This is a genomic window from Citrobacter freundii complex sp. CFNIH4 (genome assembly GCF_002934505.1).
Lineage (GTDB): Bacteria > Pseudomonadota > Gammaproteobacteria > Enterobacterales > Enterobacteriaceae > Citrobacter > Citrobacter freundii.
In genome coordinates this window covers 2,029,830-2,043,975 of sequence record NZ_CP026231.1, presented here as the reverse complement: position 1 = coordinate 2,043,975, position 14,146 = coordinate 2,029,830, and the positions used below count along the sequence as shown (strand labels likewise).

Here is a 14,146-nt window from a genome sequence, read left to right as displayed (position 1 = left end):
CAGAGGTGTCTATGAGTCACTCATCTGCCCCGGAAAGGGCATCTGGAGCTGTAATTACCGAATGGCGGCCGGAAGATCCCGCCTTCTGGCAGCAGCGTGGTCAACGAATCGCCAGCCGTAACCTGTGGATTTCCGTCCCTTGCTTGCTGCTGGCGTTTTGCGTGTGGATGTTATTTAGCGCCGTGGCGGTGAACTTACCGAAAGTCGGATTTGATTTCACCACTGAACAGCTGTTCATGCTGACGGCATTACCTTCGGTGTCCGGCGCGCTGCTGCGTGTTCCGTACTCCTTTATGGTCCCCCTGTTTGGTGGACGTCGCTGGACGGCATTTAGCACCGGCATCCTGATCATTCCTTGCGTATGGTTAGGTTTTGCGGTGCAGGATACCTCCACGCCGTTTAGTACCTTTATTATTATCTCCCTGCTGTGCGGCTTCGCTGGTGCGAACTTTGCGTCCAGTATGGCAAACATCAGCTTCTTCTTTCCAAAACAGAAACAGGGCGGCGCGCTGGGTCTGAACGGTGGCCTGGGCAACATGGGCGTCAGCGTGATGCAGTTGGTCGCGCCGCTGGTGGTTTCATTGTCAATCTTCGCCGTATTTGGTAGCCACGGGGTTGAACAACCGGATGGCACGCAGCTGTATCTGGCAAACGCCGCATGGATTTGGGTGCCGTTCCTCGCTATTTTCACGCTGGCCGCATGGTTCGGTATGAACGAACTGGCAACCTCCAAAGCCTCGCTGAAAGAGCAATTGCCGGTGCTGAAACGCGGGCATTTGTGGATTATGAGCCTGCTGTATCTGGCGACCTTCGGTTCCTTTATCGGTTTCTCTGCCGGTTTCGCGATGCTGTCAAAAACGCAGTTCCCTGAGGTGCAGATCCTGCATTACGCCTTCTTTGGCCCGTTCATTGGTGCGCTGGCGCGTTCTGCGGGCGGCGCAATCTCTGACCGTCTGGGCGGGACCCGCGTCACGCTGGTGAACTTCATTCTGATGGCTATTTTCAGTGCCTTATTGTTCCTGACGCTGCCATCAAACGGTGTCGGCGGCAACTTCATTGCCTTCTTCGCTGTGTTCCTGGCGTTGTTCCTGACGGCCGGACTGGGGAGTGGTTCAACCTTCCAGATGATCTCCGTAATCTTTCGCAAACTGACGATGGACAGAGTGAAAGCTGAAGGTGGTTCAGAAGAGAAAGCGATGCGCGAGGCGGCAACCGATACGGCGGCAGCGTTGGGCTTTATCTCTGCTATTGGTGCGATCGGCGGCTTCTTTATCCCGAAAGCATTTGGCACGTCCCTGGCATTAACCGGTTCTCCGGTCGGTGCGATGAAAGTATTTCTGATCTTCTATGTCGCTTGTGTGGTTATCACCTGGGCGGTATACGGACGTCATTCTAAAAAGTAAAAAAGTGGTATACACAAAATCATTCTAACTGCATCAAGGCGACAAGTGAGAAATCCCCAGGAGCTAACAGAAGTAAGTGACTGGGGAGAACGAGCGCAGCCAACGCGAAGCAGTTTGAAGGATGAAGTGTAAGTTGATTATCCATTGCGCGGTGTTAGACCGCGCTTTTTTTTTGTCTATAATTAGTTACAACATACTTTTGTATTGTGGCATGACAACAGCCTGTGAGAACGGCGTACGCAACATGCTAAGCAGGGGGGATACCCCTTAATACCCACTTATAAAGAATTTAACATTTGCATGATAATTGAATTATTAAAAATCCTTTAAATTCAATTTATTACGTTAAATGTCAATATCCCACTTTGGGGGTATGTAAAAACCAACCCTCATTTTTCATCCCTGCCTGCCTTGATCGTTATCAATTCTCACGCCCTTTCAGAGCGTTACCTTCGCTCTCAATCAAGCAATGTCGATTTATCAGAGAGCCGTCAGGCTCCTACAGGAGAAAACCGATGAGTAAATTCCTGGACCGGTTTCGCTACTTCAAGCAGAAGGGCGAAACCTTTGCCGATGGGCATGGCCAGCTTCTCAATACCAACAGGGACTGGGAGGACGGATACCGCCAGCGTTGGCAGCATGACAAAATCGTGCGTTCAACCCACGGGGTAAACTGCACTGGCTCATGCAGCTGGAAAATCTATGTGAAAAATGGTCTGGTGACCTGGGAAACCCAGCAAACCGATTATCCGCGTACCCGTCCGGACCTGCCAAACCACGAGCCTCGTGGTTGCCCTCGTGGTGCAAGCTATTCCTGGTATCTCTACAGCGCTAACCGTCTGAAATACCCGCTGATGCGCAAACGTCTGATGAAAATGTGGCGTGAAGCGAAAAGACTGCACAGCGATCCGGTAGACGCATGGGCCTCCATCATCGAAGACGCCGATAAAGCAAAAAGCTTCAAACAAGCGCGTGGTCGTGGTGGTTTTGTGCGTTCTTCCTGGCAGGAAGTGAATGAGCTGATTGCCGCTTCTAACGTTTACACCGTTAAAACCTACGGTCCTGACCGCGTGGCGGGCTTCTCGCCGATCCCTGCGATGTCGATGGTTTCCTACGCCTCCGGTGCACGATATCTGTCGCTGATTGGCGGCACCTGCCTGAGCTTCTACGATTGGTACTGTGACTTGCCGCCTGCGTCTCCGCAGACCTGGGGTGAGCAGACTGACGTTCCGGAATCTGCCGACTGGTATAACTCCAGTTACATTATCGCCTGGGGTTCAAACGTTCCGCAGACCCGTACCCCAGATGCGCACTTCTTCACGGAAGTTCGCTACAAAGGGACTAAAACGGTCGCCATCACCCCGGATTACGCTGAAATCGCTAAACTCTGCGATCTGTGGCTGGCTCCGAAGCAGGGCACCGATGCCGCAATGGCGCTGGCAATGGGTCACGTCATGCTGCGCGAGTTCCACCTTGATAACCCGAGCCAATACTTCACCGACTACGTGCGTCGTTACACCGACTTCCCGATGCTGGTGATGCTCGAAGAGCGTGACGGGTATTATGCGGCGGGTCGTATGCTGCGTGCCGCCGATCTGGTTGACTCCCTGGGTCAGGAAAATAATCCAGAGTGGAAAACTGTTGCCATCAATACCGACGGCGAAATGGTTGCGCCAAACGGTTCAATTGGTTTCCGCTGGGGTGAAAAAGGTAAATGGAACCTTGAGCAGCGCGACGGCACGTCCGGTAACGAAACCGAACTGCAGCTCAGCCTGTTGGGCAGCCAGGACGACATCGCTGAAGTCGGCTTCCCGTATTTTGGCGGCGAAGGCACCGAGCACTTTAGCAAAGTTGAACTGGAAAATGTTCTGCTGCACAAACTGCCGGTAAAACGCCTGCAACTGGCAGATGGCAGCACCGCGCTGGTGACCACCGTTTACGATCTGACCATGGCCAACTACGGTCTGGAACGCGGTCTGAACGATGAAAACTGCGCCTCCAGCTACGACGATATCAAAGCGTATACTCCGGCATGGGCAGAGAAAATCACTGGCGTATCGCGCGCTCAGATCGTGCGTATTGCCCGTGAATTTGCCGATAACGCAGATAAAACGCACGGCCGCTCAATGATTATTGTCGGCGCGGGTCTGAACCACTGGTATCACCTCGATATGAACTATCGTGGGCTTATCAACATGCTGGTGTTCTGTGGTTGCGTCGGCCAGAGCGGCGGCGGTTGGGCCCACTATGTGGGTCAGGAAAAACTGCGTCCGCAGACCGGTTGGCAGCCGCTGGCGTTTGGCCTTGACTGGCAGCGTCCGGCGCGTCATATGAACAGTACGTCCTACTTCTATAACCACTCCAGCCAATGGCGCTATGAGACGGTTACGGCACAGGAACTGCTGTCCCCGATGGCAGACAAATCCCGCTATAGTGGCCATTTGATTGACTTTAATGTTCGCGCTGAACGTATGGGCTGGTTGCCATCTGCGCCGCAATTGGGTACTAACCCGCTGTACATTGCGCGTGAGGCGGAAAAAGTCGGGATGACACCGGTGGATTACACCGTTAAATCTCTGAAGGAAGGTTCTATTCGCTTTGCGGCTGAACAACCAGAGAACGGTAAAAACCATCCGCGTAACCTGTTTATCTGGCGTTCTAACCTGCTCGGCTCTTCCGGTAAAGGCCACGAGTACATGCTGAAGTATCTGCTGGGTACTGAACATGGTATTCAGGGGCTGGATCTGGGTAAACAGGGGGGCGTGAAGCCAGAAGAAGTGGAATGGCAGGATAACGGACTGGACGGCAAGCTGGATCTGGTCGTCACCCTGGACTTCCGTCTGTCGAGCACCTGTCTGTACTCCGACATCGTGCTGCCGACCGCCACCTGGTATGAAAAAGACGATATGAATACTTCGGATATGCATCCGTTTATTCACCCGTTGTCTGCCGCCGTTGACCCAGCCTGGGAATCGAAGAGCGACTGGGAAATCTACAAGGCTATCGCCAAGAAATTCTCTGAAGTTTGCGTGGGTCACCTTGGCAAAGAAACCGACGTAGTGACGCTGCCTATTCAGCACGACTCGGCCGCCGAACTGGCGCAGCCGTTGGATGTTAAAGACTGGAAGAAAGGCGAATGCGATCTGATTCCAGGCGTTACCGCGCCGCACATCATGACAGTTGAGCGTGATTATCCGGCAACCTACGAACGCTTCACGTCCATCGGCCCACTGATGGATAAAGTCGGTAACGGCGGGAAAGGGATTGCCTGGAATACCCAGAGCGAAATGGATCTGCTGCGCAAGCTCAATTACACCAAGGCTGAAGGCCCGGCAAAAGGCCAGCCGATGCTGAATACGGCGATTGATGCCGCTGAGATGATCCTCACCCTGGCACCGGAAACCAACGGTCAGGTGGCGGTGAAAGCCTGGGCTGCGCTGAGTGAATTTACCGGCCGTGACCATACGCATCTGGCGCTGAATAAAGAAGACGAGAAAATCCGCTTCCGCGATATTCAGGCGCAGCCGCGCAAAATTATCTCCAGCCCGACCTGGTCAGGACTGGAAGATGAACATGTTTCTTACAACGCCGGTTACACCAACGTTCACGAGCTGATCCCATGGCGTACGCTGACTGGTCGCCAGCAGCTGTATCAGGATCATCAGTGGATGCGAGACTTCGGTGAAAGCCTGCTGGTTTACCGCCCACCAATTGATACTCGTTCGGTGAAAGAGGTGATGGGCGAGAAATCAAATGGTAACCCAGAAAAAGCGCTCAACTTCCTGACGCCACACCAGAAGTGGGGTATCCACTCCACCTACAGCGATAACCTGCTGATGCTGACGTTAGGTCGCGGCGGTCCGATCGTGTGGATGAGCGAAGCGGATGCGAAAGATCTGGGTATCGAGGATAACGACTGGATCGAAGTCTTTAACAGTAACGGGGCACTCACCGCTCGTGCGGTTGTGAGTCAACGTGTCCCGGCCGGGATGACCATGATGTACCACGCCCAGGAACGTATTGTGAATATTCCGGGGTCGGAGATTACCGAGCAGCGCGGCGGGATCCATAACTCGGTGACCCGTATCACACCGAAACCGACGCACATGATTGGTGGTTATGCCCACCTGGCCTACGGCTTTAACTACTACGGCACCGTAGGTTCGAACCGTGATGAGTTCGTGGTGGTTCGTAAGATGAAGAACATTGACTGGTTGGATGGCGAAGGCAATGACCAGGTACAGGAGAGCGTAAAATGAAAATTCGTTCACAAGTCGGCATGGTGCTGAATCTCGATAAGTGCATCGGTTGCCACACCTGTTCAGTAACCTGTAAAAACGTCTGGACCAGCCGTGAAGGTGCGGAGTATGCCTGGTTTAACAACGTTGAAACCAAACCGGGTACTGGCTTCCCCACTGATTGGGAAAACCAGGAAAAATGGAAGGGCGGTTGGATCCGTAAGATCAACGGTAAACTGGTGCCGCGCATGGGTAACAAAGCGCTGCTGCTGGGTAAAATTTTTGCTAACCCGCATTTGCCAGGTATTGATGACTACTACGAACCGTTTGACTTCGATTACCAGACTCTGCACAACACCCCGGCAGACAGCAAAGCGCAGCCGATTGCCCGCCCGCGCTCGCTGATCACCGGTCAGCGTATGGATAAAATCACCAAAGGTCCGAACTGGGAAGATGACCTCGGCGGTGAGTTCGAGAAGCTGGCGAAAGACAAAAATTTCGAGAACATGCAGAAGGCGATGTACGGTCAGTTCGAAAACACCTTCATGATGTATTTGCCGCGTCTGTGCGAGCACTGCCTTAATCCGGCGTGCGTGGCGACTTGCCCGAGCGGTGCCATTTACAAGCGTGAAGAAGATGGCATCGTGCTGATCGATCAGGACAAGTGCCGCGGCTGGCGTATGTGCATCACCGGTTGCCCGTACAAAAAAATCTACTTCAACTGGAAGAGCGGTAAGTCAGAGAAGTGCATTTTCTGCTATCCACGTATCGAAGCCGGTCAACCGACCGTGTGCTCCGAAACCTGCGTCGGTCGTATCCGTTACCTCGGTGTACTGCTGTATGACGCGGATGCGATTGAAAGCGCGGCAAGCACCGAGCATGAGAAAGATCTGTACCAGCGTCAACTGGACGTGTTCCTCGATCCGAACGATCCGGCTGTTATTGAACAGGCGCTGAAAGATGGTATTCCGCTGAGCGTTATCGATGCCGCACAGCAGTCTCCGGTTTATAAAATGGCGATGGACTGGAAGTTGGCGCTGCCGCTGCATCCGGAATACCGCACATTGCCGATGGTTTGGTACGTGCCGCCATTGTCACCGATTCAGTCTGCCGCCGATGCGGGCGAGCTGGGCAGCAACGGTATTCTGCCGGACGTTGACAGTCTGCGTATCCCGGTTCAGTACCTGGCGAACCTGCTGACAGCAGGCGATACTCAGCCGGTGCTGTTGGCGCTGAAACGTATGCTGGCGATGCGTCACTACAAACGTGCGGAAACCGTTGACGGTAAAGTCGATACCCGTGCGCTGGAAGAGGTCGGTCTGACCGAAGCTCAGGCACAGGAGATGTATCGTTATCTGGCCATTGCGAACTACGAAGATCGTTTCGTGGTGCCGAGCAGCCATCGTGAACTGGCGCGTGATGCGTTCCCGGAGAAAAGCGGTTGCGGCTTTACCTTCGGTGACGGTTGCCACGGTTCTGATACTAAATTCAATCTGTTCAACAGCCGCCGCATCGACGCTGTCGATGTGACCAGCAAAACGGAGCCGCACCAATGATTGAACTCGTCATTGTTTCGCGTTTGCTCGAGTACCCGGATGCTGCCCTGTGGCAGCATCAGCAGGAACTTTTCGATGCACTCGCGTCATCTGAGAACCTGGATAAAGAGGATGCCCAGACTCTGGGCGTTTTCCTGCGCGATCTAATCGCGCAAGACGTGCTGGATGTGCAGGCAAGTTACAGCGAACTGTTTGATCGTGGCCGTGCCACCTCGCTGCTGCTGTTTGAACATGTACACGGTGAATCCCGCGATCGCGGTCAGGCGATGGTTGACCTGATGGCACAGTATGAACAGCACGGTTTGCAGCTCGACAGCCGCGAACTTCCCGATCATCTGCCGTTGTATCTGGAATATCTTGCGCAACTGCCGAAAAGCGAAGCGCTAGGTGGCTTGCAGGATATTGCGCCGATCCTGGCTTTGCTCAGCGCTCGTTTGCAGCAGCGTGAAAGCCGTTATGCAGTACTGTTCGATTTGCTGTTAAAACTGGCGAATACCGTTATCGACAGCGATAAAGTGGCTGAAAAAATTGCGGATGAAGCCCGTGATGATACTCCACAAGCGCTGGATGCGGTCTGGGAAGAAGAGCAGGTAAAATTCTTCGCCGATCAGGGGTGTGGCGAGTCGGAAATCTCCGCTCACCAGCGTCGTTTTGCCGGGGCCGTTGCGCCGCAGTATCTGAATATCACTACCGGAGGACAGCACTAATGCACTTCCTGAATACGTTCTTCTTTGACATCTATCCGTACATCGCGGGTTCTGTCTTTCTGATCGGCAGTTGGCTGCGTTATGACTACGGGCAGTATACGTGGCGTGCGGCCTCCAGTCAGATGCTGGATCGCAAAGGGATGAACCTGGCGTCAAACCTGTTTCACATTGGGATCCTGGGGATTTTTGCCGGGCACTTCTTGGGTATGTTAACGCCACACTGGATGTATGAAGCGTGGCTGCCGCTTGAAGTGAAACAAAAGATGGCGATGTTCGCGGGTGGCGCTAGCGGCGTAATGTGTCTGATTGGCGGTGTACTGCTGCTGAAACGTCGTTTGTTCAGCCCACGAGTGCGGGCTACCACCACCGGAGCGGATATTCTGATCCTCTCTCTGTTGGTTATCCAGTGTGCGCTGGGTCTGCTGACCATTCCGTTCTCCGCCCAGCATATGGACGGCAGCGAGATGATGAAGTTGGTGAACTGGGCGCAGACAGTGGTGACCTTCCATGGCGGAGCGTCTCAGTATCTGGATGGCGTCGCATTTATTTTCCGTGTGCACCTTGTGCTGGGTATGACGCTGTTCCTGTTGTTCCCATTCTCGCGTCTGGTACACATCTGGAGCGTCCCGGTCGAATATCTGACACGCAAATACCAGATTGTTCGTGCACGTCACTAATTGTATTTCTGTGAAAGATAAAACCCTGCTTCGGCGGGGTTTTTTTATGCCTATTTGCCGGATGGCGGCGCAAACGCCTTATCCAGCCTACGCAGGTTTCAGCGAGCGCCGTAGGCCTGCGTAGTGCATCAGGCAATTTGTGGGCATGTGTCGAGTTTGTAGGTCTGATAAGCACAGCGCATCAGGCAAATAAAGGGCAATGCAGATTGATTTTGTGTTGGTGCTTTATGAAGTGATGGTGGTGGGGGAAGGATTACTCAGCGCTGCGCGCTTCGCCCTTCGGGTCGTTGCCTGCGGCAACGCTTTCTCGCTAACGCTCGAATCGAACCTTGGTCAAAGCTTCTCATCCTTCCCGAATAGGAAGAATTTGGGGCATTGCAGATTGATTATGTGTTGGTGCTTTATGAAGTGATGGTGGTGGGGGAAGGATTACTCAGCGCTGTGCGCTTCGCCCTTCGGGTCGTTGCCTGCGGCAACGCTTTCTCGCTAACGCTCGAATCGAACCTTGGTCGAGGCTTCTCATCCTTCCCGAATAGGAAGAATTTGTGGCATTGCAGATTGATTTTGTGTTGGTGCTTTATGAAGTGATGGTGGTGGGGGAAGGATTCGAACCTTCGAAGTCGATGACGGCAGATTTACAGTCTGCTCCCTTTGGCCGCTCGGGAACCCCACCAGGGGTATACTAATTTTGTGAGTGTAAAAGAATGAATGGTGGTGGGGGAAGGATTCGAACCTTCGAAGTCGATGACGGCAGATTTACAGTCTGCTCCCTTTGGCCGCTCGGGAACCCCACCACGGGGTAATGCTAATTACTGGCCTGCTTCCGTTGGAAGCGGGGCGCATCATATCAAATGATGCGCCCCTGTAAAGCATTCCGTTGATAAAAAAGAACTGGTTGCCTGATTTTTACACGTAAAGATGTAAAGGTAACCAATTAACTTATCAATCGATTACAGAATAATCGTTCGGTTACCGTAAACAAAGACGCGCTGAGCCAGAACCTGATACAGCGCACGGCTTAAAACATTTTTTTCAACGTCGCGACCCGCGCGCATCATATCTTCGGCAGTGTAGGTGTGATCAACATGGATCACGTCCTGCATAATGATTGGGCCTTCATCAAGGTTATCATTTACGTAGTGGGCCGTCGCGCCGATGATTTTCACGCCGCGCTCATAAGCTTGATGGTACGGGCGAGCACCAATGAATGCTGGCAGGAATGAATGGTGAATATTGATAATTTTATTTGGGAAGCGTGAAACAAATGTCGGGGTCAGAACGCGCATGTATTTAGCCAACACGACATAGTCCGGCTGGTGGGCGTCGATAGCGTCAGCCATGTTCTGATCATGTTCGTCACGTGTTAAACCTTCATGGCTGACCAGCTCAAACGGAATATCAAACCGTTCAACCAGAGGACGCAACGTCTCGTGATTGCCGATCACCGCGGCGATTTCAACATCCAGCCCGCCATAATTGGCCTTCATTAACAGATCGCCCAGGCAATGCGCTTCCTTAGTGACCAAAATGACGATGCGGCGGCGGCCTGCTGGGGTTAATTCACGGATTGAGCCTTCAGGTAAGGCGCTGTCCAGATCGGCAAGCAGCGTGACGTCGTTAAAAATGCCCTCCAGTTCGGTGCGCATAAAAAAGCGTCCGGTGCGGTGGTCCACAAACTCATTGTTCTGCACGATGTTCAGTTCATGCTTGTAACAGATATTCGTAATGCGTGCGATCAGACCTTTTTGGTCTGGGCAAATAGTACGCAGCACTTTTCTTTGTAATGAATGCATTTGCAGCGGTGATCCTGTTGAGAATGTTTGCAAAATTGATACTGTCGGGCGTTGATTAGCCGCAGCACTTTTTAAATTTTTTACCGGAGCCACAAGGGCAGGTATCGTTTCGTCCAATTTGAGGGCGTGTACCGTCTATATAGTACCACTGACCGTTTTCTTTTAAAAAACGAGAGCGCTCGATAATTGCACCTGTTTTACCTTGTTCAGAAAACCGTGCGACGAAACTGACATAGCCGATATCTTCTGTGTCTGCCGTCTCTTGTTCAAAAACGGTCAGCCCAAGCCATTCAGTATGATTAAATCCTGCGATAATGTCGTCGCGAAACGAGGCCGCATGACAATCTGGATGCCAGGTCCTGATAAGATAATCTGCGTCTTTCATCACAAAAGCACAGTAACGAGAACGCATGAGGTGTGACGGCGTAGGTGCTACTTGCGCGCCGGACACATAACGGTAGCAACATAGGCTATACTCGACAGCGCTACCACAGGGACAAAGCTGAGACACAAAGTACTCCCTGGAATATAAAAACGGCGTAAAAACGCCAGAGTGGCACTATGTTAACTGAGCGGTAGCGATGTTGCTACGTCTGCAAGCCAGGGGAAGTTTGTACGTATAATGAGAAAAATAAAAATTGGGCTGGCGCTAGGTTCCGGCGCGGCGCGAGGTTGGTCGCACATTGGGGTTATTAAAGCCCTTAAGCATATGGGCATCGATGTTGATATCGTGGCAGGGTGCTCCATCGGTTCGCTGGTTGGTGCTGCCTACGCCTGCAATAAGTTGCCTGCTCTTGAAAAGTGGGTATGTTCTTTCAGCTATTGGGATGTTTTACGGCTGATGGATCTCTCGTGGCGCAGGGGAGGTTTACTGCGCGGTGAACGGGTATTCAATCAGTACCGTAATGTTATGCCGGTAGAAGCAATTGAGCAATGCACACGCCGTTTCGCAACTGTTGCTACTAATCTGAGTACGGGGCGGGAGCTGTGGTTTACCGAAGGTGATTTGCATCTGGCTGTCCGAGCCTCCTGTAGTATTCCTGGTCTGATGTCTCCCGTGGCGCATAATGGTTACTGGCTGGTCGATGGCGCGGTGGTGAATCCCGTCCCTGTATCCCTGACTCGTGCGTTGGGGGCCGATATTGTTATCGCGGTCGACCTGCAACACGATGCTCATCTCATGCAACAAGATTTACTCTCCTTCAACGTCAATAGCGATGCCGAATCGGGTAATGATGCTGACGAGCTTTCATGGCATGCCCGCCTGAAAGAGCGATTGAGCAATATTACGGCCAGGCGTGCGGTCACGGCACCGACGGCGATGGAGATCATGACGACGTCTATTCAGGTTCTGGAAAATCGTCTGAAACGTAACCGCATGGCCGGCGACCCTCCAGACATACTGATTCAGCCGTTTTGTCCACAAATATCCACGCTGGATTTTCACCGCGCCAGTGCAGCAATTGCTGCCGGGCAGTTGGCGGTCGAGAAGAAAATGGATGAACTTCTACCCTTGGTGAAAACCAACGTCTAACGCATTTTTTATCAACACTTAAGCTAATTCTGACAGGCGTGAGTGGCAATAGCATGCCACTATTTATTAAAGCCAGTCAGGGGGGAGAATATGACGCAGCCATTGGTCGGAAAACAGATTCTTATCGTTGAGGATGAGCCGGTATTTCGCTCACTCATGGACTCATGGTTTTCCTCTTTGGGAGCGACAACGGCGGTGGCTGGCGACGGGCTTGAAGCACTTGAACTACTTGGACACTTCACGCCAGATCTGATGATTTGCGATCTGGCTATGCCAAGAATGAACGGCCTCAAACTGGTTGAGTATCTACGCAATCGTGGCGATCAGACCCCGATACTGGTGATTTCTGCGACGGAAAACATGTCCGACATAGCCAAAGCGCTACGACTCGGGGTGGATGATGTCCTATTGAAGCCGGTGAAAGACCTTAATCGCTTGAGAGAAACCGTCTTTGCATGTCTTTATCCCAACATGTTTAATTCACGCGTGGAAGAAGAAGAGCGGCTGTTTCGCGACTGGGATGCGATGGTGGACGATCCTGCCGCCGCCGCGAAGCTGCTAAAAGAATTACAGCCTCCAGTGTCGCAAGTGATTTCGCACTGTCGCATTAACTATCGACAATTGGTAGTAGCCGACCAACCGGGGCTGGTGCTGGATATTGCGCCGCTGTCGGATCATGACCTTGCATTCTATTGCCTTGATGTGACGCGGGCAGGGGATAATGGTGTTTTGGCTGCATTATTATTGCGGGCGCTATTTAATGGTCTACTGCAGGAGCAACTGACACAACAAAATCAGCGGTTGCCGGAGTTAGGTACGTTATTGAAACAGGTAAATCATTTGTTGCGGCAAGCAAATTTACCAGGGCAGTTTCCCTTGCTGGTGGGGTATTACCACAGCGGATTAAAAAATCTGATTCTGGTATCTGCAGGGCTGAATGCGACATTAAATACAGGTTCCCACCAAGTGCAAATCAGCAATGGCGTTCCGCTGGGTACCTTAGGTAATACGTATCTTAATCAGTTGAGCCAACATTGTGAGTCATGGCAATGCCAAATATGGGGGGCGGGAGGGCGTCTGCGCTTGATGTTGTCTGCGGAATGAACAATTGAGAGGCGTGCAAATGAAATTGGTTCACCCTCCCCGTGCTGTAAGTGCTACTATCAGCGCCAGATTTATTCGTATTTATCTTAATTATACCGACGCGCGTCCTTTTCAGACCAGAAGTTTGTCGCTGTACTGATATACTCGGATGCGATACAGAATGATGAACACGTTCAATACATGAACAGTCCAGGAGAGTTTTAAATGGCTGCCCTTAATTCAAAAGTCAAAAAAGCCGTTATCCCAGTTGCGGGATTAGGAACCAGGATGTTACCGGCTACGAAAGCAATCCCGAAAGAGATGCTACCGTTGGTTGATAAGCCATTAATTCAGTACGTCGTAAACGAATGTATTGCTGCGGGCATCACTGAAATTGTACTTGTAACTCACTCGTCTAAAAATTCTATTGAAAACCACTTCGATACAAGCTTTGAACTTGAAGCGATGCTGGAAAAACGTGTAAAACGTCAGCTTCTGGAAGAAGTGCAATCTATTTGCCCGCCGCATGTGACTATTATGCAGGTGCGTCAGGGTCTGGCAAAAGGTCTGGGCCACGCAGTATTGTGCGCGCACCCTGTGGTTGGCGATGAACCGGTTGCTGTAATCCTGCCGGACGTAATTCTTGACGAATACGAATCTGATTTATCCCGCGACAACCTTGCCGAAATGATTCATCGTTTTGATGAAACAGGTAGCAGCCAGATTATGGTTGAACCGGTAGAAGATGTTACGGCTTATGGTGTTGTTGATTGTAAAGGCGTTGAATTATCCCCGGGCGAAAGCGTCCCGATGGTTGGCGTGGTTGAAAAACCAAAAGCTGATGTAGCGCCTTCTAATCTGGCCGTTGTGGGTCGTTACGTTCTTAGTGCCGATATCTGGCCTCTGCTGGCTAAAACCCCTCCGGGAGCGGGTGATGAAATTCAGCTGACAGATGCAATCGATATGCTGATTGAAAAAGAGACGGTTGAAGCTTATCACATGAAGGGCAAAAGCCATGACTGTGGTAATAAACTGGGCTATATGCAGGCGTTCGTCGAATATGGTATTCGCCATAATACTCTCGGCGCTGAATTTAAAGCCTGGCTGGAAGACGAGATGGGTATTAAGAAGTAACCTTCTGGTATTATCTGGTCA

10 protein-coding genes, 2 tRNA genes and 2 other RNA genes are annotated in these 14,146 nt (G+C 51.9%); 8 read left to right on the top strand and 6 right to left on the bottom strand.

What is annotated here, in order from left to right:
* Positions 1–11: 11 nt before the first annotated feature.
* From narK to narI, 5 genes are all read left to right on the top strand, one after another.
* The gene (narK, locus tag C2U41_RS10425) at positions 12–1,403 is read left to right on the top strand and encodes a nitrate transporter NarK (RefSeq protein ID WP_048217493.1); all 1,392 of its coding nucleotides are present in this window, start codon (positions 12–14) and stop codon (positions 1,401–1,403) included.
* 515 nt (positions 1,404–1,918) lie between these two features.
* Positions 1,919–5,662, top strand: coding sequence for a nitrate reductase subunit alpha (locus C2U41_RS10420; RefSeq protein WP_016150348.1), 3,744 nt, complete (start codon positions 1,919–1,921; stop codon positions 5,660–5,662).
* Positions 5,659–7,197: a nitrate reductase subunit beta gene (narH, locus tag C2U41_RS10415; protein ID WP_016150347.1), complete on the top strand. Its 1,539-nt coding sequence runs from the start codon at positions 5,659–5,661 to the stop codon at positions 7,195–7,197. The genes C2U41_RS10420 and narH overlap by 4 nt, the downstream gene beginning before the upstream one ends.
* Positions 7,194–7,904 (top strand): nitrate reductase molybdenum cofactor assembly chaperone, encoded by a 711-nt coding sequence (gene narJ, locus C2U41_RS10410; protein ID WP_016150346.1) that lies wholly within the window; start codon positions 7,194–7,196, stop codon positions 7,902–7,904. The genes narH and narJ overlap by 4 nt, the downstream gene beginning before the upstream one ends.
* The gene (gene narI / locus C2U41_RS10405; protein ID WP_003020743.1) at positions 7,904–8,581 is read left to right on the top strand and encodes a respiratory nitrate reductase subunit gamma; all 678 of its coding nucleotides are present in this window, start codon (positions 7,904–7,906) and stop codon (positions 8,579–8,581) included. Before narJ ends, narI begins: the two co-directional genes overlap by 1 nt.
* A gap of 236 nt (positions 8,582–8,817) precedes the next feature.
* Here narI and C2U41_RS10400 read toward each other — a convergent pair.
* From C2U41_RS10400 to C2U41_RS10375, 6 genes are all read right to left on the bottom strand, one after another.
* A non-coding RNA gene (locus tag C2U41_RS10400) (RtT sRNA) lies at positions 8,818–8,949 on the bottom strand.
* A 44-nt stretch (positions 8,950–8,993) separates the two neighbouring features.
* Positions 8,994–9,125, bottom strand: a non-coding RNA gene (locus C2U41_RS10395) — RtT sRNA.
* Between the two features lie 44 nt (positions 9,126–9,169).
* Positions 9,170–9,254: transfer RNA gene (locus C2U41_RS10390), tRNA-Tyr, on the bottom strand.
* A gap of 36 nt (positions 9,255–9,290) precedes the next feature.
* Positions 9,291–9,375: transfer RNA gene (locus C2U41_RS10385), tRNA-Tyr, on the bottom strand.
* Positions 9,376–9,531: 156 nt separating this feature from the next.
* Positions 9,532–10,374, bottom strand: a complete 843-nt coding sequence (gene purU / locus C2U41_RS10380) for a formyltetrahydrofolate deformylase (protein ID WP_048217494.1) — start codon at positions 10,372–10,374, stop codon at positions 9,532–9,534.
* Between the two features lie 55 nt (positions 10,375–10,429).
* Complete coding sequence (locus C2U41_RS10375; protein ID WP_003841307.1) at positions 10,430–10,885, bottom strand: YchJ family protein; 456 nt, start codon at positions 10,883–10,885, stop codon at positions 10,430–10,432.
* A 111-nt stretch (positions 10,886–10,996) separates the two neighbouring features.
* Here C2U41_RS10375 and rssA point away from each other — a divergent pair, with 111 nt between their 5' ends.
* From rssA to galU, 3 genes are all read left to right on the top strand, one after another.
* Positions 10,997–11,908 (top strand): patatin-like phospholipase RssA, encoded by a 912-nt coding sequence (gene rssA, locus C2U41_RS10370; RefSeq protein ID WP_003020732.1) that lies wholly within the window; start codon positions 10,997–10,999, stop codon positions 11,906–11,908.
* A 90-nt stretch (positions 11,909–11,998) separates the two neighbouring features.
* On the top strand, positions 11,999–13,012 hold the full coding sequence (gene rssB, locus C2U41_RS10365; protein ID WP_003841305.1) for a two-component system response regulator RssB: 1,014 nt from the start codon (positions 11,999–12,001) through the stop codon (positions 13,010–13,012).
* A gap of 204 nt (positions 13,013–13,216) precedes the next feature.
* Positions 13,217–14,125, top strand: a complete 909-nt coding sequence (galU, locus tag C2U41_RS10360) for a UTP--glucose-1-phosphate uridylyltransferase GalU (RefSeq protein WP_003020727.1) — start codon at positions 13,217–13,219, stop codon at positions 14,123–14,125.
* The last annotated feature ends 21 nt before the right edge of the window (positions 14,126–14,146 follow it).

Bases quoted from the DNA above. Each gene is read 5' to 3' on its own strand.
- narI (WP_003020743.1), top strand. From the start codon at position 7,904: ATGCACTTCCTGAATACGTTCTTCTTTGACATCTATCCGTACATCGCG.
- narH (WP_016150347.1), top strand. From the start codon at position 5,659: ATGAAAATTCGTTCACAAGTCGGCATGGTGCTGAATCTCGATAAGTGC.
- rssB (WP_003841305.1), top strand. From the start codon at position 11,999: ATGACGCAGCCATTGGTCGGAAAACAGATTCTTATCGTTGAGGATGAG.
- C2U41_RS10420 (WP_016150348.1), top strand. From the start codon at position 1,919: ATGAGTAAATTCCTGGACCGGTTTCGCTACTTCAAGCAGAAGGGCGAA.
- narK (WP_048217493.1), top strand. From the start codon at position 12: ATGAGTCACTCATCTGCCCCGGAAAGGGCATCTGGAGCTGTAATTACC.
- narJ (WP_016150346.1), top strand. From the start codon at position 7,194: ATGATTGAACTCGTCATTGTTTCGCGTTTGCTCGAGTACCCGGATGCT.
- purU (WP_048217494.1), bottom strand. From the start codon at position 10,374: ATGCATTCATTACAAAGAAAAGTGCTGCGTACTATTTGCCCAGACCAA.
- galU (WP_003020727.1), top strand. From the start codon at position 13,217: ATGGCTGCCCTTAATTCAAAAGTCAAAAAAGCCGTTATCCCAGTTGCG.
- rssA (WP_003020732.1), top strand. From the start codon at position 10,997: ATGAGAAAAATAAAAATTGGGCTGGCGCTAGGTTCCGGCGCGGCGCGA.